Annotated in this window: 16 protein-coding genes; 8 read left to right on the top strand and 8 right to left on the bottom strand. The window is 69.1% G+C overall.

Annotation, left to right across the window (positions count from 1 at the left end; translation table 11 throughout):
• Window positions 1-16: 16 nt before the first annotated feature.
• The 6 genes from fdhF to apbC form a co-directional block, all read right to left on the bottom strand.
• A complete protein-coding gene (fdhF, locus tag L880_RS0112505; protein ID WP_027475966.1) occupies window positions 17-2,932 on the bottom strand; it encodes a formate dehydrogenase subunit alpha in 2,916 nt (971 codons plus the stop codon).
• 10 nt (window positions 2,933-2,942) lie between these two features.
• Complete coding sequence (locus L880_RS0112500; protein ID WP_027475965.1) at window positions 2,943-4,517, bottom strand: formate dehydrogenase beta subunit; 1,575 nt, start codon at window positions 4,515-4,517, stop codon at window positions 2,943-2,945.
• A 3-nt stretch (window positions 4,518-4,520) separates the two neighbouring features.
• Window positions 4,521-5,051: a formate dehydrogenase subunit gamma gene (locus L880_RS0112495; protein ID WP_027475964.1), complete on the bottom strand. Its 531-nt coding sequence runs from the start codon at window positions 5,049-5,051 to the stop codon at window positions 4,521-4,523.
• Between the two features lie 37 nt (window positions 5,052-5,088).
• A complete protein-coding gene (locus L880_RS0112490) occupies window positions 5,089-6,720 on the bottom strand; it encodes an OFA family MFS transporter (RefSeq protein ID WP_027475963.1) in 1,632 nt (543 codons plus the stop codon).
• 414 nt (window positions 6,721-7,134) lie between these two features.
• Complete coding sequence (locus tag L880_RS0112485; protein ID WP_027475962.1) at window positions 7,135-8,085, bottom strand: LysR family transcriptional regulator; 951 nt, start codon at window positions 8,083-8,085, stop codon at window positions 7,135-7,137.
• A gap of 24 nt (window positions 8,086-8,109) precedes the next feature.
• The gene (gene apbC / locus L880_RS0112480; protein WP_027475961.1) at window positions 8,110-9,198 is read right to left on the bottom strand and encodes an iron-sulfur cluster carrier protein ApbC; all 1,089 of its coding nucleotides are present in this window, start codon (window positions 9,196-9,198) and stop codon (window positions 8,110-8,112) included.
• Between the two features lie 160 nt (window positions 9,199-9,358).
• Between apbC and metG the strand changes: the two genes are divergently transcribed.
• Window positions 9,359-11,428: a methionine--tRNA ligase gene (metG, locus tag L880_RS0112475; RefSeq protein WP_027475960.1), complete on the top strand. Its 2,070-nt coding sequence runs from the start codon at window positions 9,359-9,361 to the stop codon at window positions 11,426-11,428.
• A gap of 20 nt (window positions 11,429-11,448) precedes the next feature.
• On the opposite strand, the gene L880_RS0112470 is transcribed toward metG, so the two are convergent.
• A complete protein-coding gene (locus L880_RS0112470; protein ID WP_027475959.1) occupies window positions 11,449-13,278 on the bottom strand; it encodes a 7TM diverse intracellular signaling domain-containing protein in 1,830 nt (609 codons plus the stop codon).
• 90 nt (window positions 13,279-13,368) lie between these two features.
• On the opposite strand from L880_RS0112470, the gene L880_RS0112465 reads away from it, so the two are divergent.
• Genes L880_RS0112465 through panB form a run of 5 tightly spaced genes read left to right on the top strand, consistent with a single transcriptional unit; the run spans window position 13,369 to window position 18,759 of the window.
• Window positions 13,369-15,051: a SulP family inorganic anion transporter gene (locus L880_RS0112465; RefSeq protein ID WP_027475958.1), complete on the top strand. Its 1,683-nt coding sequence runs from the start codon at window positions 13,369-13,371 to the stop codon at window positions 15,049-15,051.
• 50 nt (window positions 15,052-15,101) lie between these two features.
• Window positions 15,102-15,305, top strand: a complete 204-nt coding sequence (locus tag L880_RS0112460; RefSeq protein WP_027475957.1) for a DUF3460 family protein — start codon at window positions 15,102-15,104, stop codon at window positions 15,303-15,305.
• Window positions 15,306-15,355: 50 nt separating this feature from the next.
• On the top strand, window positions 15,356-16,225 hold the full coding sequence (locus L880_RS0112455) for a segregation and condensation protein A (protein WP_425389180.1): 870 nt from the start codon (window positions 15,356-15,358) through the stop codon (window positions 16,223-16,225).
• Between the two features lie 43 nt (window positions 16,226-16,268).
• Window positions 16,269-17,858 (top strand): L-aspartate oxidase, encoded by a 1,590-nt coding sequence (gene nadB, locus L880_RS0112450; protein ID WP_027475955.1) that lies wholly within the window; start codon window positions 16,269-16,271, stop codon window positions 17,856-17,858.
• A 22-nt stretch (window positions 17,859-17,880) separates the two neighbouring features.
• Window positions 17,881-18,759 carry a 3-methyl-2-oxobutanoate hydroxymethyltransferase gene (gene panB, locus L880_RS0112445; RefSeq protein WP_027475954.1) on the top strand — a complete coding sequence of 293 codons (879 nt, stop codon included), beginning with the start codon at window positions 17,881-17,883 and terminating at the stop codon, window positions 18,757-18,759.
• Between the two features lie 103 nt (window positions 18,760-18,862).
• Here the strand turns inward: panB and L880_RS32320 are convergent, their stop codons facing one another.
• Window positions 18,863-20,191, bottom strand: a complete 1,329-nt coding sequence (locus L880_RS32320; protein WP_043329350.1) for an MFS transporter — start codon at window positions 20,189-20,191, stop codon at window positions 18,863-18,865.
• 173 nt (window positions 20,192-20,364) lie between these two features.
• Between L880_RS32320 and L880_RS0112430 the strand changes: the two genes are divergently transcribed.
• Window positions 20,365-22,590 carry a PAS domain S-box protein gene (locus L880_RS0112430; protein ID WP_245615127.1) on the top strand — a complete coding sequence of 742 codons (2,226 nt, stop codon included), beginning with the start codon at window positions 20,365-20,367 and terminating at the stop codon, window positions 22,588-22,590.
• Entirely contained in the window at window positions 22,587-23,198 is a 612-nt protein-coding gene (locus L880_RS0112425) for a response regulator transcription factor (protein WP_027475951.1), read from the top strand. Before L880_RS0112430 ends, L880_RS0112425 begins: the two co-directional genes overlap by 4 nt.

Below are 23,198 nucleotides of genomic sequence, written 5' to 3'. Positions count from 1 at the left end.
GGCGATCGGAGCGGACTCATTCGCCCTGGCTGGCGGCGTGCAGCAGTTCGAGCTGGGTTTCATGGAACTGAGCATAGCTGCGCTGCCACGCCGACTGGGGCTCGGACTGGTGATCGGGCTGCTGCACCGGCATCACATTCACCGCCGTCACCTTGTACTCGGGGCAGTTGGTGGCCCAGTCGCTGCTGTCGGTGGTGATCACATTGGCCCCCGATTCGGGGAAGTGGAAGGTGGTGTAGACCACGCCAGGGGCCACGCGCTCGGTGACGGTGGCGCGCAGCACGGTCTCACCGGCGCGGCTCTGGATGCCCACCCAGTCGCCGTGGCGGATGCCGCGCTCCTCGGCGTCGTGCGGGTGGATCTCGAGCCGGTCTTCGTCGTGCCACTGGTTGTTGGCGGTGCGTCGGGTCTGGGCCCCCACGTTGTACTGCGACAGGATGCGCCCGGTGGTCAGCAGCAGCGGGTACTTGCGGGTCACCTTCTCGTCGGTGGGCACGTACTGGGTGATGATGAAACGGCCCTTGCCGCGCACGAAGCGGTCCACGTGCATGATGGCCGTGCCAGCCTCGTCGGTGCTGTCGTTGCAGGGCCACTGCACGCTGCCCAGGCGCTCGATCTTGTCGTAGCTGACGCCGGCAAAGCTGGGCGTGAGCGCCGCGATCTCGCGCATGATCTCTTCGGGGTGCGCGTAGTTCATCGGGTAGCCCAGGGCGTTGGCCAGCTTCTGGGTCACCTCCCAGTCGGCATAGCCGGCCTTGGGCGGCATCACCTTGCGCACCCGCGAGATGCGGCGCTCGGCATTGGTGAAGGTGCCGTCTTTTTCGAGGAAGGACGAGCCCGGCAGGAACACATGCGCGTACTGGGCGGTTTCGTTGAGGAAGATGTCCTGCACCACCACGCACTGCATGGCCTTGAGCGAGTCGATCACGTGCTGGGTGTTGGGGTCGCTCTGCACGATGTCCTCGCCCTCGCAGTACAGACCCAGGAAGCTGCCCTGCTGGGCGGCCTCGAACATGTTCGGGATGCGCAGGCCCGGCTCGGGGTTCAGCGTCACCCCCCAGGCCGACTCGAACAGGCTGCGCGTGGTGCTGTCGCTGATGTGGCGGTAGCCCGGCAGCTCGTGCGGGAAGCTGCCCATGTCACAGCTGCCCTGCACATTGTTCTGGCCGCGCAGCGGGTTCACGCCCACGCCTTCGCGCCCCACGTTGCCGGTGGCCATGGCCAGGTTGGCGATGCCCATCACCATGGTCGAGCCTTGGGCGTGTTCGGTCACGCCCAGGCCGTAGTAGATGGCGGCATTGACCTGGCGAGCGCTCTGGCGGCCTTCGCTGTTGCCGGTGGCATACAGGCGGGCAGCGGCGCGCAGCTCGGCCGCCGGCACGCCGCTCACGGCCTCCATGGCCTCGGGCGAGTTGTCGGGCCGGGCCACGAACTCGCGCCACTCGCGGAAGGACTTGTCGTCGCAGCGCTCGGCGATGTAGGCCTCGTCCAGCAGGCCCTCGGTGACGATCACATGGGCCATGGCGCTGATCACGGCCACATTGGTGCCCGGGCGCAGCTGCAGGTGGTGGGCGGCGCGGATGTGGGGCGACTTCACCAGGTCGATGCGGCGCGGGTCGATCACGATCAGTTGGGCGCCCTCACGCAGGCGCTTCTTCATGCGCGAGCCGAACACCGGGTGGGCATCGGTGGGGTTGGCGCCGATGACCAGGATCACGTCGGCCTTCTCGACCGACTTGAAGGTCTGGGTGCCGGCCGAGGTGCCGTAGGTCTGGCCCAGACCGTAGCCGGTGGGCGAATGGCAGACGCGGGCGCAGGTGTCGACGTTGTTGTTGCCGAAGGCCGCACGGATCAGCTTCTGCACCAGGTAGGTCTCTTCATTGGTGCAGCGCGACGAGGTGATGCCGCCGATCGAATCGCGCCCGTGCTCGGCCTGGATGCGGCGGAACTCGCTGGCCGCGTAGCCGATGGCCTCGTCCCAGCTGACCTCCTGCCAGGGGTCGGCGATGCTCTTGCGGATCATGGGCGTGGTGATGCGGTCTTTGTGGGTGGCATAGCCCCAGGCAAAGCGGCCCTTGACGCAGGCATGGCCTTCGTTGGCCTTGCCATCCTTCCAGGGCACCATGCGCACCACCTCGTTGCCCTTCATCTCGGCCTTGAAGGCGCAGCCCACGCCGCAATAGGCGCAGGTGGTGATCGTGCTGTGCTCGGGCTGGCCGAGCTGGATGATGGATTTCTCTTGCAGCGTGGCGGTGGGGCAGGCCTCGACACAGGCGCCGCAGCTCACGCACTCGGATTCCATGAACGACTGCCCCTGGCCCGGCGAGACGCGCGACTCGAAGCCCCGGCCCTGGATGGTCAGCGCAAACGTGCCCTGGGTCTCCTCGCAGGCGCGCACGCAGCGGTTGCAGACGATGCACTTGCTGGCGTCGTAGCTGAAATAGGGGTTGGAGTCGTCCACCGCGGGCTTGCTGTCGCCACGGAAGTGGTTGGCGCCGTCCAGGCCGTAGCGCACCTCGCGCAGGCCGGTGACGCCGGCCATGTCCTGCAGCTCGCAGTTGCCATTGGCCGAGCAGGTCAGGCAGTCCAGCGGGTGGTCGGAGATGTACAGCTCCATCACGCCCTTGCGCAGCTCCTGCAGGCGCGGGCTCTGGGTGCGCACCTTCATGCCGGCCTCGGCCGGGGTGGTGCACGAGGCCGGAAAGCCCTTGCGGCCCTCCACCTCGACCAGGCACAGCCGGCACGAGCCGAAGGGCTCCAGGCTGTCGGTGGCACAGAGCTTGGGCACGCGCACCCCGGCGTCCACCGCGGCCCGCATCAGCGAGGTGCCTTCGGGCACCGAGACGGCGACCCCGTCGATCTCCAGGGTGACTTCGCGCTCCGACACGCGCAGCGGGGTGCCGTGATCGGTTTCTTTCAGATGAGCCAGCATGTTGAACTCCTCAGGCGGCTTGAGTGGCTTGGGTTTGCGGCGCAGCAGGCACGGCGAGTCCGAAGTCCTGCGGGTAGTGGTTGAGGGCCGACAGCACCGGGTAGGGCGTCATGCCGCCCATGGCGCACAGCGAGCCATGCAGCATGGTGTCGCACAGGTCGCGCAGCAGCTTGACCTGCTGCGGCTGTTGCGGGCCACCGGCGGTGATGCGGTCGATCACCTCCACGCCGCGGGTCGAGCCGATGCGGCAGGGCGTGCACTTGCCACACGATTCGAGGGCGCAGAAATCCATCGCGTAACGGGCCAGGCGGGCCAGGTTGGCCGTGTCGTCGTGCACCACGATGCCGCCATGGCCCACCACACCGCCAAAGGCGGCATAGGCCTCGTAGTCCAGGGGCACATCCCATTTGTCTTCAGGCACATAGGCGCCCAGCGGGCCCCCCACCTGGATGGCCTTGATGGGCCGGCCCGAGGCCGTGCCGCCACCAAAGCCATAGACCAGCTCGCGCAGGGTCAGGCCAAAGGCCTTCTCGACCAGGCCGCCGTGCCGGATGTTGCCGGCGAGCTGGAACGGCAGCGTGCCGTGCGAACGGCCCACGCCGTAGTCGCGGTAGAACTGCGAGCCGCGCGCCAGGATGATGGGGGCCGAGGCGAAGGTGATCACGTTGTTGATCACCGTGGGCTGGCCGAACAGCCCCTTCAAGGCCGGCAGCGGGGGCTTGGCACGCACGATGCCGCGCCGGCCCTCCAGGCTTTCGAGCAGCGCCGTCTCTTCGCCGCACACATAGGCGCCGGCGCCCATGCGCACATGCAGGTGGAAGGCGTGTCCGCTGCCCAGCACCGAGTCGCCGATGAAGCCGGCGGCCTTGGCCCGCGCCAAGGCCTCGTTCAGCGTGGCCACGGCATGCGGGTACTCGGAGCGCACATAGATGTAGCCCTGGGTGGCCCCCACGGCCAGGGCGGCAATGGTCATGCCCTCGATCAACACATAGGGGTCACCCTCCATGGTCATGCGGTCCGAGTAGGTCCCCGAGTCGCCCTCGTCGGCATTGCAGACGATGTACTTCTGCGCGGCCTGGGCATGGGCCACGGTCTTCCACTTGATGCCAGCCGGAAAGGCCGCCCCGCCGCGCCCGCGCAGGCCCGAATGGGTCAGCTCGTGGATGATGGCGGCGCTGTCCATGGCCAGGGCGCGGCGCAGGCCGGCCCAGCCCTCATGGGCCTCGTAGTCGGCCAGGCTCAGCGGGTCGGTCACGCCCATGCGGCGGAAGGTGAGGCGCTCTTGCAGCGCCAGGTAGGGAATCTGTTCGGTGATGCCCTGACGCAGCGCGTGCTCACCGCCCTGCAGCAGGCCGGCGGCCAGCAGGGCGGGCACGTCTTCGGGGCTCACCGGGCCGTAGGCCACGCGGCCGGCGGGGGTTTGCACCTCGACCAGCGGCTCCAGCCAGAACAGGCCGCGCGAGCCGTTGCGCACCAGCTCGATGCTGTCGCCAGCGGCGGCCTGCAGGGCCTGGGCCACCTCGTCGGCCCCCACGGCCAGGGCGGCGGAATCACGCGGCACGAAAACACGGGTCTTGGCAGTCATGGCTCAGGCCTCCTGGGTTTGCAAGGGCGCCACCAGCTGGTCGAAACGCGGCAGGCTGACCCGGGCATGCACCCGATCGTCCACCGCGATGGCGGGGGACGAGGCGCACAGGCCCAGGCAGTACACGGGCAGCAGGGTCACGCTGGCGTCGGCGTTGGTGGCACCGTGATCGCTGTCGGCGCAGCCCAGGCGGCTGCAGGCATGGGCCCACAAGGCCTCGGCACCGCGCGACTGGCAGGCCTCGGCCCGGCACACCTGCACCACATGGCGCCCGGGCGGGCTGCTGCGGAAGTGGTGGTAGTAGCTGAGCACCCCATGCACCTCGGCGCGCGACAGGTTGAGCGCCTGGGCCACCAGGGGCACGCCGGCCTCGGGCACATAGCCCAGGCGGTCTTGCACCGCGTGCAGGATGGGCAGCAGGGCGCCGGGCAGGTGGGCCAGTTCGTCAACCGCCTGCTGCACGATCTGCAGTGCGGCTTTCGGTGCCGCAGCGTCCGGGCTGGCTGCGGGATCTGAGGCGTGGGGGGTGCTCATGGGGTCCTCTTGTGGTGTTGTGTCGATGGCGTGCGGGTCAGCCGAACAGCTTGAGCACGCTCAGCAGGGTGCGGTACACGCCCCAGGCCAGCGGAATGCCCACGGCCGCCCAGGCCAGGGCCACCACGGCGGGGCTCACGCTGTCGGGGCGCCCGTTGCTGGTGCCGGTGGTGTTGGCCGAGGCCGCCTTCTCGTGGGCCAGGCGCTTCTCTTCGGCCAACTCGGCGTCGCTCATGAACCATTTGTCGGCCACGGGGCGCACCAGCAGGTTGCAGATCAGGCCGATCACCAGCATGCCGACCAGGATGTACATGGTCTGGTTGTAGACCTGCTCGCGCGCAATGCCCAGGCCCAGCTGGTACTCGCGCATGTAGTTCACCACCACCGGGCCCAGGATGCCGGCCGTGGCCCAGGCCGTCAGCAGGCGACCATGGATGGCGCCGACAAACTGGGTGCCGAACAGGTCGGCCAGGTAGGCCGGCACGGTGGCAAAGCCGCCGCCGTACATGCTCAGGATGATGCAGAAGGCCCCCACGAACAGCACGGTGCTGCCGGCGGCGGCGCTGCCCGGCACGCCGAAGTACAGCACCCCGCCGAGCACGAAGAACACCACATAGGTCATCTTGCGCCCGAGCTTGTCGGACAGGCTGGCCCAGAAGAAGCGGCCGCCGATGTTGAACAGGCTCAGCAGCGCGGTGAAGCCGGCCGCCACACCGGCGATCGCGGCCAGCTGGGTCTTGTCGAGCTCACCGTACTTGGCCGCCACACCGATCAGCGAACCGCCAAACACCTCCTGCAGCATGGGCGAGGCCATGCCGATCACGCCGATGCCGGCGCTCACGTTCATGCACAGCACCATCCACACCAGCCAGAACTGCGGGATCTTGAAGGCGTTCTTCACGTGCACATGGCGCTGCGTGATCATGGTGTTGGAGGCGTGGATGGCCGGGGGCGTCCAGCCCTCGGGCTGCCAGCCGGTGGCGGGCACGCGGTAGCCCAGGGCACCGGCCATCATGAAGAGGAAATAGATCAGCGCCATCACGATGAAGGTGGGCATCACGCCCACGCTCTCGGGGCTGGCAAACACCTTCATCAGGTCGGCCGCCAGCGGCGAGCCGATCATGGCGCCGCCGCCAAACCCCATGATGGCCATGCCGGTGGCCATGCCGCGCCGGTCCGGGAACCACTTGATCAGCGTGGACACGGGCGAGATGTAGCCCAGGCCCAGCCCGATGCCCCCGATCACGCCCGAGCCGAGCAGCATCATCCAGAACTGGTGCAGGTGGATGCCCAGGGCCGAGAACAGCATGCCGCCACACCAGCACAGGGCCGACACCACGCCCGCCTTGCGCGGGCCGGCGCGCTCCAGCCAGCCGCCCCACAGCGCGGCCGAACAGCCCAGAAAGACAAAGAACAGGGTGTACATCCAGCCCAGGGTCGAAATCTTCCAGTCGCAACTGGTGGTGAACATCTCGGCAAAAAAGCCCACCTCGGGGCCGCACTTCACGCTCTCCTTGATGCCCAAGGCCTTGGACAGCGGGAGCCAGAACACCGAAAAGCCATAGGCCATGCCGATGCAGAGGTGGATCGCGAGCGCCGCCGGCGGCACCAGCCATCGGTTGAAACCGGGCCCGGCAATGATGCGTTCCTTGTCAAGAAAACCTGCCATGTGTCTGTCTCCATTGTTGTGGTGAGGAGGAAAGGGATGTGTGTTTTCCGCCCCGGCGCCGCTCAGGTCGTGGCCTGGCGTTGTGCCGGGCCGCAGTGTCTGGGCTGGGGGGCGGTGCGGTCAAATTGAATCGGGACATGCCTTGATTCAAAGATTGAATCAAGGAGGGCTGGAGTCTAGGGCCATCGCACGGCCCGTTCTGATTCGCCATGGGGGTTGTTGGCGGTTGAATGCGCGCTGCTGATGCCGCTTGCTTTGGCGCTTGCTTTGGCGGTTGTGCCAATGCACTGCCGCACTCAAAAAAACAACATCAAATCAAAGACTTGAGAAAAACCTCACGACAAAACAGCGGCTCGATTTGGCGGTTAGGTTGGCGGTTGATTTGGCGCTTGCCCCACCAAGCCAAGCGCCCCCTCAAGTCCCCAGCGCCCCGCTGTGCGCCGCGGCATGGGCCAGCCAGGCCGGGTCCTGGGCCAGCGCCAGGGCGGCGGCCAGGGCGCGCGAAGGGCGTTCGGCCTGGGTCAGCATGAAGCCGATGGGGGTGCGCACCTCGGGGCTGACCAAGGGGTGGGCCTCCAGCTCGGCATAGCCCAGGGCAGCGCCGACCAGGGCCCCGGGCAGCACGCTGCAGACCTCGCCCGCCACCACGCTGAGCGACAGGGTGAGGATGGAGTTGGTCTCGATCACGGGCGTGACCTCGGCGCCGGCCAGCGCAAAGGCGCTGTCCACGATGCTGCGGTTGTGCATCTCGGGCGTGAGCAGGCACAGGGGCTGGGCCGCAGCCTCGACCCAGCGCATGGGCTCGCCACGGCGCATGCCCACACTGCCCGCCACGGCGGGCTGGCGGTCCCGGCGCACCAGAAAATACTGCTCGCTGTACTGCGGCAGCACCCGCACCCCCGACTGCTGGCCCAGGCGGTCGGTGTAGCCCAGGCCCAGGTCCAGGGTCAGGGCATCCAGGCCGTTTTCGATCTCGGGCGAGGACAGCGACAGCACGGCCGGGCGGATGCCCGGGTGGCGCGCCTGCAGCCAGGCCGCAAAGCGCGCCACGATGGGAATGGCCGTGGGCACGGCGCCGATGCGCAGGCGCCCGCGCGGCTGGTCAGCCTCGCTGGCCAGGTCCTGCTGCAGCAGTTCGTGCTCGCGCAGCATGCGCTGCGCCGTCACCAGCACGCGCTCGCCCTCGGGGGTGAAGCCCGCGTACTGGCGCGCCCGCTTGACGATGACCACGCCGAACTCGGCCTCGAGTGCGCGCAGCGCATTCGACAGCGCGGGCTGGGTGATGTGGCAGGCCTGGGCAGCCCGGCCGAAGTGCTGGTGCTCGCTCAGCGACACCAGGTAGCGCAGCGAGGCCAGGATGTTCATGGCGCGGGCGGCTGACGGCGGGGCTCAGGTGCCCTGGCTGACGGTGATGGTCGGGAACTTGGACGAGAAATCCTTGGCCTGCTGGGCCACTTTCAGCGCCACCTTGCGGGCCACGGTCTTGTACAGGCCGGCCACCTCGCTGTCGGGGGCGGCCACCACGGTGGGGTTGCCACTGTCGGCCTGCAGGCGGATGTTGATGTCCAGCGGCAGCCCGCCCAGGTAGTCCATCTTGTAGTCGGCGGCCATGCGCTGGCCGCCATCGGCGCCGAAGATGTGCTCCACATGACCGCAGTTGCTGCACACGTGCACGGCCATGTTCTCGACGATGCCCAGGATGGGCACGCCCACCTTCTCGAACATCTTGATGCCCTTGCGGGCGTCGAGCAGGGCGATGTCCTGCGGCGTGGTCACCACCACGGCGCCGGTCATGGGCACGCGCTGCGACAGGGTGAGCTGGATGTCGCCCGTGCCCGGGGGCATGTCGACGATCAGGTAGTCCAGGTCTTTCCAGTTGGTCTGGCGCAGCAGCTGCTCCAGCGCCTGGGTGGCCATGGGGCCGCGCCAGATCATGGCTTCGTCCTGCGCCACCAGGAAACCGATCGACATCACCTGCACACCGTGCTTGAGCATGGGCTCCATGGTCTTGCCATCGGTGCTGGCCGGGCGACCCTCGATGCCCATCATCATGGGCTGGCTGGGACCGTAGATGTCGGCGTCCAGCAGGCCCACGCGGGCGCCTTCGGCGGCCAGCGCCAGCGCCAGGTTGGCCGCCGTGGTGCTCTTGCCCACCCCGCCCTTGCCCGAGGCCACGGCGATGATGTTGCGCACCTCGGGCAGCAGCGGCACGCCGCGCTGCACCGCGTGGGCCACCACCTTGCTGCGCACGTTGGCCTGCACCTCGGTGACGCCCGCCACGCTGCGGGCGGCCGCGTCCAGCGAGGCAGTCAGGGTGGGGATGAAGGTGCGCGCCGGGTAGCCCAGCTCGATGTCGAAGGACACCTTGCCGCCCTCGACCTTGAGGTTCTTCAAGGCCTTGGTGGAGACGAAATCCTGGCCGGTGTGGGGGTCGACAACGGTTTGCAGGGCCTGCAGAAGGGCTTCGGTCGTGGGCATGAGGGGCTCTTTTTAAGGGTCGGAATGCGAAACCGGCTAGTTTAGCCAGCATCGCTGCAGCCCTGCGGTTGCCAGGGCTTCCCTGACGCAGACAAGCCGATCCGCCCTGAGACGCCATCCGCTTCTAAAATCAAGGATTCGCCCGAAACCGAAGAACACCATGTCTGCCCAACGCAAGCTATTCGTCACCACCGCCCTGCCGTACGCCAACGGCAATTTCCACATCGGCCACATCATGGAATACATCCAGGCCGACATCTGGGTCCGGGTGCAGCGCATGCTGGGCCACCAGGTCAACTTTGTGGGCGCCGACGACACCCATGGCGCGCCGATCATGATCGCCGCCGAAAAAGCCGGCAAGACGCCGCAGCAGTTCGTGGCCGACATCGCCGCCGGCCGCAAGCCCTACCTCGATGGCTTTCACATCGCCTTCGACAACTGGCACAGCACCGATGCCCCCGAAAACCACCAACTGGCGCAGCAGATCTACCTCGATCTGAAGGCCGCCGGCCTGATCGAGACCCGCGTGATCGAGCAGTTCTTCGACCCCGAGAAGAACATGTTCCTGCCGGACCGCTTCATCAAGGGCGAGTGCCCCAAGTGCCACGCCAAGGACCAGTACGGCGACAACTGCGAGGTGTGCGGCGCGGTGTACGCCCCGACCGACCTGATCGAGCCCTTCTCGGCCCTGTCGGGCGCCAAGCCGGTGCTCAAAAGCTCGGAGCATTTCTTCTTCCAGCTGTCCGACCCGCGCTGCGTGGCCTTTCTCGAAGAGTGGACCCAGGACGGCCGGCTGCAGCCCGAGGTGGCCAACAAGGTCAAGGAGTGGTTCACCGTGCGAACCAACCCCGACGGCACCACCAGCGAAGGCCTGGGCGACTGGGACATCAGCCGCGATGCGCCCTACTTCGGCATCGAGATCCCCGGCGCGCCCGGCAAGTACTTCTATGTGTGGCTGGACGCCCCGGTGGGCTACCTGGCCTCGCTGAAGAACCTGCTCGACAAGCGCGGTGAAGACTACGCCGCCTACATGGCCGACCCGGCGCTGGAGCAGTTCCACTTCATCGGCAAGGACATCGTCACCTTCCACACCCTGTTCTGGCCCGCGATGCTGAAGTTCAGCGGTCGCAAGACGCCGGACTCGGTGTTTGTGCACGGCTTCCTCACCGTGAACAACGGCGAGAAGATGAGCAAGAGCCGCGGCACCGGCCTGGACCCGCTCAAGTACCTGAGCCTGGGCATGAACCCCGAGTGGCTGCGCTACTACCTGGCGGCCAAGCTCAGCGCGCGCAACGAAGACATCGACTTCAACCCGGACGACTTCATGGCCCGGGTCAACTCCGACCTGATCGGCAAGTTCGTCAACATCGCCTCGCGCGCGGCCGGCTTCATCCACAAGCGCTTTGGCGGCCAGCTGGCGGCCGTGTCGGCCGACGGTGACGCCCTGCTGAGCCACCTGCAGGACGCCGCCCCGGGCGTGGCCGAACTGCTGGCAGAACGCGACTACGGCAAGGCCCTGCGCGAGATCATGCTGCTGGCCGACCGCGTCAACGAGTACGTGGACCAGAACAAGCCCTGGGAACTGGCCAAGCAAGAAGGCATGGAGGCCCGCCTGCAGGACGTGTGCAGCGCCTGCATCGAGGCCTTCCGCCTGCTGAGCATCCTGCTCAAGCCCGTGCTGCCGGCACTGGCCACCCAGGTCGAGGCCTTTTTGCAGGTGGGCCCCTTCACCTTCGACAGCGCCCGCACCTTGCTTGGCGCCGGCCACCGCATCCAGGAGTACAAGCACCTGATGCAGCGCGTCGATGTGAAGCAACTCGACGCCCTGTTCGAGCCCCCCGCCGCCCCCGAGCCCGAAGCCACCGTGCCCGGCGGCGAGGAACTGGCGCCCACCATCGGCATCGATGATTTCGCCAAGATCGACCTGCGCATCGCGCTGATCGTCAACTGCGAGCCGGTGGAAGGCTCGACCAAGCTGCTGCGGCTGACGCTCGATGTGGGCGAAGGCAAGCACCGCAATGTCTTCAGCGGCATCGCCAGCGCCTACAAGCCCGAAGACCTGATCGGCAAGCACACGGTGATGGTGGCCAATCTGGCGCCGCGCAAGATGAAGTTCGGTATCAGCGAAGGCATGGTGCTGGCCGCCAGCCATGGCGACGAGAAGGCCCAGCCCGGCATCTACGTGCTCAACCCCTGGCCCGGCGCCACGCCCGGCATGCGGGTGCGCTGAGCCCTCGCAAGACGGGTCTGCTAGGCCCGTGGCGAGGTGGTGAGCTGGTCGCTCCAGCTCAAAGGTGCGGGGCCCGTGGCAGACCGCCCCGCATCGGCCGCCGGGTCCTGCCCCGGCTGCAGCAGTTGCAGGGCGCGCCCGCTGGCGGTGGCGTTCATCGCGTCGAGCAGGCCCCCCAGGCGTTGCAACAGCGCCTGGGCATCACAGCCCGGAAAAAGCCCCGCCGTGCAGGCCACCTGCAGCCGCAAGGTGGCCCCGCCGGGCAGGCGACCCGGATGCGCCAGGCCGCGCGCAATGATGGTCTGGGCCAGATCCAGCACCCCCTGGGGCTTGAAATCGCCCTCCATCAGCAGCACGAAATCGCCGTTGCCCAGGCGCGCCAGGGTGTCGCCGCTGCGCCGCACCACCTGGGAGATGCACTGGCTGGCCTGCAAGGTGGCGGCATCGAGCGCCGGCACACCGGCCTCACGGAAGATCGCCTGCAGGTTGCCGATGCGGATGCGCATGACCGACCCCAGCCGGTGCTGGCGATGCTGGCGCAGGATCAGGTGATCCAGGCGCTCCAGCACCACATGCTCGCTCGACAGGCCGGTCAGGGAGTCGATGCGCTTGAGCGCCTGGCGTTGCACCCCCTGGTCGCGCTGCAGGCGGCAACGCCAGGCCAGCGCCAACCCCAGCAGGCACAGCGACAGGGCCAGGCCCGTCGGTGCCCAGCGCAGCAAGACCGATTCCCAAGGCAAGGTCCAGACCGTGGCGCGCAACACGCTGACCCACTGCCAGGGGCCCAGCAACAGCCACCCCCCCGCCAGCATGGCCCCCAGGCAGCGCTCACGCAGAACAGCACGCCATGCCACGCCGCAGCCGGCGAGCCAGACCAGGGCCCCATAGCCGGCCGCCACCGAACCGAGCGCCAGGCCCGACAGGGCCACCACGCCCAGCACCAGGCCCAGCAACCCCAACACCAGGCTGGCACTGCGCCAGCGCGGGGCCAGCGCGCTGCGCACCAGCCGACTGATGAACAGCAGGCCAAAGCCTTGCGCCAGCGACTGCCAGGCTTCGAACATGCGCTCGCTCCAGCCGCCTCGGTCAGGCCACAGGTATTCGGCGCCCAAGCCCCCCTGGGCGGCAGCAGTCACCGCCAGTGCCAGGCAGGTGCCCGCAAAAAACAAAGGCAGGCTGTTTCTGTATTGCAGGGCCTGCACCAACGACAACACCACCAGCAAGCCCAGTCCGCCCAGGGTGGCGCCCCACAGCATGTGCAGGGTCTGGGCATGGCGTTCAAAGGCCGAGCGATCCCACAGGCGCCAGGCCAGTTCGACCGGCCTGCGGCCTTCGATGCTCAGGTAGACACGGTTCTGTCCGGGTTGCACCGTCCAGGCAAACGCGGGAGACAGATGGGCCAGAGGCCAATGGGCCACCGGCAGCAAGGCGCCGGCTTCGGCGGTGGACCAGCGCTCATCGGACAGGGGGGCATGGAAGACCAGGCGCTGCACGTCGGCCATCGGGACCTCCAGCACCACCTCACGCGGCGCCTGGACCGGGGGCAGATCGATGGCCAGCCAGTGCACGCCTGCCGGGCGCAGCGGGGCGCGTTCACCCGGCTGGGCCACGGCCCCTTCGCCAGCGGCGAAACGGCCCATCACGCGGGCCGGTGTCTGAGCGCCCCCCCCATCGGCCAGATGCCAGGCCGGCGGGGTCAGGCCGTTCCAGGGCACGGGCGGGGCCGGCTGCGGCGTCTGAGCCTTCAAGGGCAAGGCCAGCAGCAGGCCCAGCCCCAACAGCCAGCCCCGCCAGCGCCGGCCGGCACAGACACCGATCGACACCGCCCACGATGCGATGAACGTTCCCATATACACAATGTAACAATTTTGCAAGCACCGGGACATCCCCGATCTGGGTGATGTGGACGCCGGCGCCAGCGGGGACCAGAATCCGAGCCAATGCACCTGCCTCACGCCCTTGCCCGTTTCCACCCCCGCCTGCTCGACACCTGCCGCGATTACAGCCGCGTCCGTTTCTGGCGCGATGCCGGCGCCGGGGTCACGGTGGGCATCGTGGCCCTGCCGCTGGCCATGGCCTTCGCGATTGCCTCGGGCATGAAGCCCGAGGCGGGCCTGTGGACCGCCATCATCGCGGGCTTTCTGATCTCACTGCTGGGGGGCTCCAATGTGCAGATCGGTGGGCCGGCGGGGGCTTTCATCGTGGTGGTGTACGGCATCATCGAGCGCCACGGCCTGGCCAATCTGCTGATTTCCACCAGCCTGGCGGGCGTGCTGCTGTTCCTGATGGGCTTGCTGCGCCTGGGCACGCTGGTGCGCTATGTGCCGGTGACCATCGTGGTCGGCTTCACCAACGGCATTGCCGTGCTGATCGCCCTGTCGCAGATGAAAGACTGGCTGGGCCTGCAGGTGCCGCGCATGCCAGCCGATTTCTTTTCGCAGCTGAACACGCTGTGGCTGCACCGGGGCAGCTTCAACCCGGCCGCCTTCGGCCTGGGCCTGTGCTGTGTGGTGGGCCTGTTCGCCTGGCCCTGGCTGTGGGGGCGCAAGCACCGCTTCCAGGCCACCCTGGACGACATCCCCGGCATGCGCCGCGCCTGGCGCGTGACGTCGCGCCTGCCCGGCCCGGTGGTGGCCCTGGTCACCCTCACGCTGCTGGCCTGGGTGCTGGGCCTGCAGGTGGAGACCATCGGCAGCCGCTTCGGCAGCATCCCGGCCGGCCTGCCGGAACTGGCCCTGCCCGATTTCAGCTGGGAGACCGCCAAGCACCTGCTCAACCCCACGCTCACGATTGCGCTGCTGGGGGCGGTCGAGTCGCTGCTGTGCGCCCGGGTGGCCGACCAGATCAGCAACACCCCGCGCCACGACCCCAACCAGGAGCTGATGGCCCAGGGCGTGGCCAACTTCGTCACGCCCCTGTTCGGCGGCATGCCGGCCACCGGCACCATCGCCCGCACCGTGACCAACATCCGCTCGGGTGCCAGCTCGCCGGTCTCGGGCCTGGTGCATGCCGCCACGCTGGCGCTGATCGTGCTGCTGGCGGCGCCGCTGGCGCTGCTGATTCCGCTGCCCGTGCTGGCCGGCATCCTGCTGTTCGTGGCCTGGAACATGGGGGAATGGCACGAGTTCGCCGACCTCAAGCACTACTCCGGCCACTACCGCCTGGTGATGCTGGGCACCTTTGTGCTCACCGTGGTGTTCGACCTGACGGTGGCCATCGAGGTGGGGCTGCTGCTGGCCTGCGCCCTGTTCATCCGGCGCATGAGCTCGCTGTTCAGCGTGGCGCCCCTGCCCGGCCAGGGGTCGGAGCTGCGCTTTCAGCTCTATGGCGCCCTGTTCTTTGGCGCGGTGGACCGCATCGACCGCCTGGTGAGTGCGGTGGAGCAGGCCCCGCCCGGCACCCGCGTGGTGCTGGAGGCACATCAGCTCATCGCCCTCGACTCGACCGGGGTCGATGCCCTGCGCCAGTTGCACCGGGTGGTGCGCCAGCACGGCGGCACCCTGCACCTGGAAGGGCTGCAGCCCCAGCCGCACGACCTGGCCCGGCGCTCGGGGCTGAGCGCCGAACTGGCAGCAGCGCAGGCCGAAGCACAGGCCCAAAACGACAGCAGCCCCGGGCTTTGAGAGCCCGGCCGCCCGAGGCCGCTAAAATCGCGCCCCAAAGGACTTGCAACATGTCGATCTTCGCCCGCCCTCACTACACCTCTGACGCCACCCAGTTCATCGAACAGCTCAAGGCCGCCAAGCCCGAACTGGACGCCCAGCAACAAGCGGGCCGCGGCCTGCTGTGGGACCGCGAGCAAGACCGCGAAGCCCAGGCCGGCTTCAAGCAGGCCCGCGTGCCGCAAAAGCCCTACGTCTACCAAAGCGGCCACTGAGGCCCCGGCCCGGCGCCCCACCCTCCGGCCTGCGCCTGCCCCCAACCCCCATGAAGCCCAGCCCAGGCGCCGACACGGCGCTGCTCCCGCCTGCCCCTGACGGTACCCCCGAAGGCGCGGCGATGCCGAGCGTGGTCGATCACGTGGCCGTGGCCCGCCTGTATGGCGAACCGCTGTTCGCCATGCCGACCGACCTGTACATCCCGCCCGATGCGCTGGAGGTCTTTCTGGAGGCCTTCGAAGGCCCGCTGGACCTGCTGCTGTACCTGATCCGCAAGCAGAACTTCAACATCCTCGACATCCCGATGGCGGCGGTGACGCGCCAGTACCTGGTGTATGTGGACGAGATCCGCACGCGCAACCTCGAACTGGCCGCCGAGTACCTGTTGATGGCGGCCATGCTGATCGAGATCAAGTCGCGCATGCTGCTGCCGCCCAAGCCCGCCCCCGAAGGGCAGGAGCCCGAAGACCCGCGTGCCGAGCTGGTGCGCCGCCTGCTCGAATACGAGCAGATGAAGCTGGCCGGCGCCAAGCTCAATGCCCTGCCCCAGTTCGGGCGCGACTTCATGCGCGCCCAGGTGTACATCGAGCAAAGCCTGCAGCCGCGCTTTCCCGATGTGCACGTGGTCGACCTGCAGGAGGCCTGGCGCGACATCCTCAAACGCGCCCGCCTGGTGCAGCACCACCGCATCACGCGCGAGGAACTCAGCGTGCGCGAGTACATGAGCAAGGTGCTGCGCGCCCTGCAGGGCCGCCGCTTCGTCGAGTTCGAAGACCTGTTCGAACCCGAAAAAGGCAGCACCGTGCTGGTGGTCACCTTCATCGCCCTGCTGGAGCTGGCCAAGGAAACCCTGATCGAGATCACCCAGGCCGAGGCCTTTGCCCCGATCTACGTGCGCCTGGCCTACACCCCGGCCTGAACGCTCCCCCCGGGGCCCGGCCCCGCCCCATTCCCTCCCCCCACTGACCGTGACCGAATTCGACACCCTCATCGTCGGCAGCGGCCTGGCCGGCCTGTGCGCCGCCCTGCTGCTGGCCCCCACCCGCCGTGTGGCGGTGATCAGCAAAAGCACCCTGGACGCCGGGGCCAGCGGCATGGCCCAGGGCGGCATTGCCGCCGTGCTGGCCGAAGACGACAGCTTTGACGACCATGTGCGCGACACCCTGGTGGCCGGGGCCGGCCTGTGCGACGAGGCCGCCACGCGCTTCGTGGTGGAGGGCGCACCGGCCGCCATGGCCTGGCTGCAGGCCCAGGGCGTGCCCTTCACCGAAGAGCAGGGCGCATTGCACCTGACGCGCGAGGGCGGGCACAGCGCCCGCCGCATCGCCCACGTGGCCGATGCCACCGGCGCCGCGGTGCAGCGCACCCTGATGGACGTGGTGCGCCAAACCCCGGGCATCACGGTGCTGGAGCAGCACAGCCTGGTCGAACTGGTGCTGGCCCCGCCCAGCCCCGATGGGGGCCCCCGCCGCTGCCTGGGCGTGGAACTGCTGGACACCGCCCGCGGCCTGCGCCGCACCCTGCTGGCCCCGCACACCGTGCTGGCCAGCGGCGGCGCCGGCCAGGTGTTTGCCCACACCACCAACCCCGACACCTCCACCGGCTGCGGCATGGCCGCCGCCTGGCGCGCCGGTTGCCGCGTGGCCAACCTGGAGTTCGTGCAGTTCCACCCCACCAGCCTGTGCCACCCCGAGGCCCAGGGCTTTCTGATCAGCGAGGCGGTGCGCGGTGAAGGCGGCCTGCTCAAACGGCCGGCCGCGGCCGGCGGCCGGCGCTTCATGCCCGAGTACGACGCGCGCGCCGAACTGGCCCCGCGCGACGTGGTGGCCCGCGCCATCGACGCCGAGATGAAGCGCCACGGCCTGCCCTGTGTCGAACTCGACATCTCGCACCAGAGCCCGGCCTTTTTGCATGAGCACTTTCCCAACATCGCGGCACGCTGCGCTGCCCTGGGCATCGACATCACGCGCCAGGCCATCCCGGTGGTGCCCGCCGCCCACTACACCTGCGGCGGCGTGCTGACCGACCTGGCCGGACGCACCGACCTGCCGGGCCTGCTGGCCATTGGCGAGGTGGCCTGCACCGGCCTGCACGGGGCCAACCGACTCGCCAGCAACTCGCTGCTCGAATGCCTGGTGTTCGCGCGCGCCGCGGCCGACCACGTGCTGGCCGAGGCCCTGCCTGCCAGCCGCCCTGCCGCCCCGCCTGATCAAGCCCTGACCCCACCCGACCCGGCGCTGGAGGCCGATGCCGCCGCGCTGCGCCAGCAGCTGCGCGCCCTGATGTCGGCCCAGGTCGGCATCGTGCGCAGCGACGCCAGCCTGCAGGCCGCTGCCGAGGCCCTGGCCCCGCTGCAGGCCGCCAGTGAGCGCCTGTGGGCCCTGGGCCGGCCCAGCCGCGCCCTGCTGGAGCTGCGCAACCTGAGCCAGGTGGCCGCGCTGATGGTGCGCTCGGCGCGGCAGCGCCAGGAGAGCCGGGGCCTGCACTTCAGCACCGACCACCCGCAGACCGACGCCGTGGCCCGGCCCACCGTGCTGCCTGGATCCCACTGAGAAGCCCCTGAGGAGACACACCATGAGCACCACCGACGCCCCCTTGAGCTCGCCCTACGGCACCCTGCCCCCGGCCTCGCCCGTGGCCACGCGCAAGCCGCTGAGCCTGCCGCGCCTGGCCGAGCTGCACGCCCGTGGCGAGAAGATCACCATGCTCACCGCCTACGACGCCACCTTCGCCGCCATGGCCGATGCCGCCGGGGTGGAGTGCCTGCTGGTGGGGGATTCGCTGGGCATGGTCTGCCAGGGTCTGCCCAGCACCGTGGGCGTGAGCCTGGACACCCTGTGCTACCACACCGAAAGCGTGGCCCGGGGCCTGCGCCGCGTGCAGGGCACGGCCTGGATCATCGGCGACCTGCCCTTTGGCAGCTACCAGAGCAGCCGCGAGCAGGCGCTGGAAAGCGCCGTGGCCCTGCTGCAGGCCGGCGCCCACATGGTGAAGCTCGAAGGGGGTGGCTGGACCACCGAGACGGTGCGCTTCATGGTGGAACGCGGCATCCCCGTGTGCTCCCACCTGGGCCTGACCCCGCAGACCGTGCACGCCCTGGGCGGCTACCGGGTGCAGGGCCGGGGCGACAGCGCCGCCCTGCTGAAGGAACAGGCCCTGGCCCTGGAGGCCGCAGGCGCCAGCATGCTGGTGCTGGAGATGGTGCCGGCCGCCCTGGCCGGCGAGCTGACCCGCGCGCTGACGCGCTGCGCCACCATCGGCATCGGCGCCGGCCCGGACACCGCGGGCCAGGTGCTGGTGATGCACGACATGCTGGGCATCAACCTGGGCAAGAACCCGAAGTTCGTGCGCAACTTCATGGACGGCGCCGGCAGCGTGCAGGCCGCCCTGCAGGCCTATGTGCGCGCCGTCAAGGACGGCAGCTTTCCTGACCCGGCGCTGCACGCCTGGTGATACGGCCAGCGGAGCGCCTCAGCCCGGCGCCGGGCCGCCCCAAGGCGGGCTGCGGCCCCCATGGGGGGCAGCGACCACACGAAGTGAGGGAGCGTGGGGGCATTCACGTATTCTCGGCGTCGATCTTGGACGTGCTGCGCGTGTCGCGCATGCACCAGCACACGATCAACGTGCAGGCGATCACGGCGGTGGCATACCAGTAGAAGCCGCTTTCCAGCCCCGCCTGCTTGAACCACAGCGCCACGTACTCGGCCGTGCCGCCAAACACCGACACCGCCAGCGCATAGGGCACGCCCACCCCGGTGGCGCGGATGGCGGCCGGGAACAACTCGGCCTTCACCACCGCATTGATCGAGGTGTAGCCCGACACGATCAGCCAGGCGCAGGCGATCAGGCCAAAGGCCTCCCACGGGCCCTGGGCATGGCGGATGGCGCTCAGCAGCGGCACCGTGAAGAGCGTGCCCAGCAACGCAAAGCCCACCAACAGCGGGCGGCGGCCCACGCGGTCGGACAGCGCGCCGTAGATCGGCTGCAGCAACATGGCAAACACCAGCGAGGCGGCCGACACGGCGGTGGTCTGGCTGTCTGTCAAGCCCACCGACAGGCGCAGAAACTTCTGCATGTAAGTGGTGTAAACGTAGAACGCGAGCGTGCCGCCCATGGTCAGGCCGATCACCAGCAACACCTCGCGCGGGTGCTGGGCCAGTTGGCGCAGGCCGCTCAGGGGCTTGGCCTTGCTGCGGTTGGCCTCGAACGAGGCGGTTTCATGCAGGTCCTTGCGCATGCGCAAGGCCAGCACGGCCAGGCCGGCACCGATCAGAAACGGAATGCGCCAGCCCCAGTCACGCAGTTGGGCATCGCTCAGCAACAGGTGCTGCAGCACCAGCAAGACCAGCAGCGCCGTCAGCTGCCCGCCGATCAGGGTCACGTACTGGAAGCTGGCATAAAAGCCCCGGTGCCTGGAGGTCGCCATCTCCGACAGGTAGGTGGCGCTGGAGCCATATTCGCCGCCCAGGCTCAGGCCCTGCAGCAGGCGCGCCAGCAACAGCAGCGCGGGCGCCCAGGCCCCGGCCACCGCATAGGTGGGGGCGCAGGCAATGATCAGCGAGCCCAGGCACATCAGCAGCACCGAGCCCATCAAGGCGTTCTTGCGCCCGCTGCGGTCGGCGATGCGGCCAAACAGCAGACCGCCCAGCGGCCGGATGAAAAAGCCCAGGGCAAAGATGCCGGCGGTGGACATCATCTGCGCCGTGGCGTCCTGGGCCGGGAAGAAGGAGTTCGCAAAGTACAGCGAGAAGGCCGCGTAGGTATAGAAGTCATACCACTCGACCAGGTTGCCGGCCGAGCCGATCAGGATGGCGCGCAGGCGCCGGGCTTCAATGCGTTCAGGCGCGGCAGCCGAGGCTGCAGCGCCGCGGGCGGGTGCGTTCATGTGGTTTGTCTCCATGCAAAGGGTTTCACGCCATTGTCAAAATCGCCGCGCCACACCGCATCCGTGCCCGCCGGGGCACCGTTCTGCGTAAAACTACGCAGAAACCACCGCTCGAGCGTCTGGCCACGACCGCTCGCGCTATCGTTGGCGCCCACCCCTCCAGCCTGACCACCGTGCTCCACCGCCTCCAGCCCCTCATCCAGCCCCAGCTGCAGCGCCTGACCCGCCCGCACGCGCTGGCCTGGCTGGGCCTGGCCCTGCTGACCGCCGTGGCCGTGGGCGGGGCCGGCCATTGGGCCGAGCGCCGCGAGCTGCAGACCAAGACGGCCGAACTGCACCAGGCCGCCGAGGTGTACAGCCTGGCCCTGCGCGGGGTGGCCGAGCGCTACGACTACCTGCCCTATGCGGCGGCCCGCCACCCCGAGGTGCTGGCCCTGCTGGCCCAGCCCGATCTGCCCGAGCGGCGCCAGCAGGTGAACCGTTACTTTGAAGACCTGCGCGGGCGCACCGACTCGGCCGCGCTGTACGTGATGGACCTGAACGGCCAGGCCGTGGCCGCCAGCAACTGGGCCACCCCCAGCAGCTTTGTGGGCCAGTCGTACCGTCAGCGGCCCTATTTCGAGCAGGCCAGCCAGGGGGTGCGCAACACCTTCTATGGCGTGGGCCTGACCACCGGGGCGCCGGGCCTGTTCATTGCCGAGCCGGTGCGCCAGCAAGGAGTGGTGAAAGGCGTGGTGGCCGTCAAGGTGGGGCTGGACGAGCTGAGCCAGGCCTGGGCCAAGGTGGCGGCACCGGTGCTGCTGCAGGACAGCCGCGGCATCGTGTTCTTGAGCTCCGAGCCCGACTGGCTGTACCGCAGCAGCCGCCCGCTGTCGCCCGAAGACCTGGCCTGGCTGGCCCGGCACGAGCAGTACGGCCCGCCGCAGACCCAGACCTACCCGGCCCTGCCCTGGCGGCTGGAGCGCGCGGCCGATCAGGCCGAGTACCGTCTGCACACACGCCAGGGAGGGAGCCAGGGCGGGCGCCAGCGCGAGCTGCTGGCCCTGGACACGCCCCTGCCCGAGCTGGGCTGGACCCTGACCGTGAGCACCGACCTGGCCGAGGTGGCCCTGGCCCGGCGCCAGGCCCTGGCCCTGGCCGCCCTGGGCGCGGCGGTGCTGCTGCTGGCCGCCCTGGGCTGGCAGCAGCGCGAGCGCCGCTTTGCCGAGCAGCGCCAGGCCCGGCAGGAGCTGGAGCTGCGCGTGCAGGAACGCACCCGCGACCTGCAACTGGCGCACGCCTTTCGCAAGGCCATGGAAGACTCGCTGCTGGTGGGCATGCGGGCGCGCAACCGCGAGGGCCGCATCATCTACGTGAACCCGGCCCTGTGCGAGATGGTGGGCTACCGGGCCGACGAACTGCTGGGCTGCCTGCCGCCCTACCCCTACTGGCACCCCGACGAGCTGGACCGCCACCAGCGCGACAGCGAGGCCGCGCTGCAAGGCCGCGCCGCGCCACAAGGCTTCGAGTCGCGCATCCGGCACCGCGACGGGCATGACGTGATCACCATGGTCTACACCGCCCCGCTGATCGACGAGCAGGGCCAACACCTGGGCTGGATGAGCTCGGTGGTGGACATCACCGCGCAGCGCCAGGCCGAGCAGCGCCAGCGCGAGCAGGCCCTGCAACTGCAGCGCAGCGCCCGCCTGGCCAGCCTGGGCGAGATGGCCTCCACCCTGGCCCACGAGCTGAACCAGCCGCTGATGGCCTTGTCCAACTTTGCCCTGGCAGCCCAGGCCCTGGCCCGCCAGGGCCCGCCCGAGCTGCTGCAGTCGGCGCTGGGCGACATCGTGGCCCAGGCCCGCCGCGCCGGCGAGATCGTGCAGCGCGTGCGCGGCCTGATCCGGCCCCAGGGCGGCCAGCACCAGGCCTGCGATCTGGCCCAGGTGGTGGAGCGCGTGCAAGGCCTGCTGCAGGCCGAGCTGGCCGCCGCCCCGCTGCGGCTGGACCGGGCGGCCCTGACCGCCCTGCCCCCGGTGCGCGGTGACCGCCTGCTGCTGGAGCAGTTGCTGATCAACCTGCTGCAAAACGCGCTGCAGGCCACCGAACACCTGCCCGCGGCCCGCCGCGCCATCGAATTGAGCGCCCAGGTACAGGGTGAGCTGATGGAGCTGTGCGTGGCCGACCACGGCCCGGGCATCTCGGCGGGCCTGCGCGAACAGGTGTTCAACCCCTTTTTCAGCACCAAGGCCGATGGCCTGGGCCTGGGCCTGAACATCTGCCGCACCCTGGTGGAAGCCCATGGCGGCCAGTTGGGCGTGCGCGAGCGAAGCGATGGCCAGCCCGGCGCCGTGTTCTTCTTCACCCTGCCGCTGATGCACCCACCACGGGTGCCCTCCCTTGAGCACGCATCGACATGAGCCCCACCACCCCCACCCTGTTCCTGGTTGATGACGACGAGGCCGTGCGCCGCTCGCTGTTGCTGCTGCTGTTTGCCCAGGGCCTGCCGGTGCAAGGCTTTGAATCGGGCGAGGCCTTCTTGCAGGCCTTGGCCCCTGGCCAGACCGGTTGCGTGATCCTGGACCTGCGCATGGGTGGGCAAAGCGGCATGGCCGTGCTGGAGCAATTGCGCCAGCGCCGCAGCCCGCTGGTGGTGCTGTTTCTGTCAGGCCATGGCGACATCCCCACCGCGCTGGAGGCGGTGCGCCAGGGCGCCTTCGACTGGGTCGTCAAACCCGACACCGGGCGCCTGCTGGAGCGCCTGCCCGCGGCCCTGGCCGAAGCCCAGGCCCGCGCCCAGGCGCTGCAGCAATGGGACAGCCTGACCCAGCGCGAACGCGAGGTGGCGCGCCTGGTCGGCCTGGGCTGGGCCAACAAGGAGATCGCCCGCCAACTGGAGCCCCCCTGCAGCCCCCGCTCGGTGGAAACCCACCGCGCCCACCTGTTTGCCAAGCTGGGCCTGGGCAACGACAACGAGCTGGGGCGCTGGCTGACGCGGCAGGCCTGGTTGGTGGGGAACGCGGTCTAG

This window comes from Curvibacter gracilis ATCC BAA-807 (assembly GCF_000518645.1).
Lineage (GTDB): Bacteria > Pseudomonadota > Gammaproteobacteria > Burkholderiales > Burkholderiaceae_C > Curvibacter > Curvibacter gracilis.
The sequence above is the reverse complement of the archived record's forward strand: the minus strand, read 5'-3'. Positions and strand labels throughout refer to the sequence as shown.

Coding starts and splice junctions, on each gene's coding strand:
- fdhF (WP_027475966.1), bottom strand. CDS start 2,932: ATGCTGGCTCATCTGAAAGAAACCGATCACGGCACCCCGCTGCGCGTG.
- L880_RS0112500 (WP_027475965.1), bottom strand. CDS start 4,517: ATGACTGCCAAGACCCGTGTTTTCGTGCCGCGTGATTCCGCCGCCCTG.
- L880_RS0112495 (WP_027475964.1), bottom strand. CDS start 5,051: ATGAGCACCCCCCACGCCTCAGATCCCGCAGCCAGCCCGGACGCTGCG.
- L880_RS0112490 (WP_027475963.1), bottom strand. CDS start 6,720: ATGGCAGGTTTTCTTGACAAGGAACGCATCATTGCCGGGCCCGGTTTC.
- L880_RS0112485 (WP_027475962.1), bottom strand. CDS start 8,085: ATGAACATCCTGGCCTCGCTGCGCTACCTGGTGTCGCTGAGCGAGCAC.
- apbC (WP_027475961.1), bottom strand. CDS start 9,198: ATGCCCACGACCGAAGCCCTTCTGCAGGCCCTGCAAACCGTTGTCGAC.
- metG (WP_027475960.1), top strand. CDS start 9,359: ATGTCTGCCCAACGCAAGCTATTCGTCACCACCGCCCTGCCGTACGCC.
- L880_RS0112470 (WP_027475959.1), bottom strand. CDS start 13,278: ATGGGAACGTTCATCGCATCGTGGGCGGTGTCGATCGGTGTCTGTGCC.
- L880_RS0112465 (WP_027475958.1), top strand. CDS start 13,369: ATGCACCTGCCTCACGCCCTTGCCCGTTTCCACCCCCGCCTGCTCGAC.
- L880_RS0112460 (WP_027475957.1), top strand. CDS start 15,102: ATGTCGATCTTCGCCCGCCCTCACTACACCTCTGACGCCACCCAGTTC.
- L880_RS0112455 (WP_425389180.1), top strand. CDS start 15,356: ATGAAGCCCAGCCCAGGCGCCGACACGGCGCTGCTCCCGCCTGCCCCT.
- panB (WP_027475954.1), top strand. CDS start 17,881: ATGAGCACCACCGACGCCCCCTTGAGCTCGCCCTACGGCACCCTGCCC.
- L880_RS32320 (WP_043329350.1), bottom strand. CDS start 20,191: ATGAACGCACCCGCCCGCGGCGCTGCAGCCTCGGCTGCCGCGCCTGAA.
- L880_RS0112425 (WP_027475951.1), top strand. CDS start 22,587: ATGAGCCCCACCACCCCCACCCTGTTCCTGGTTGATGACGACGAGGCC.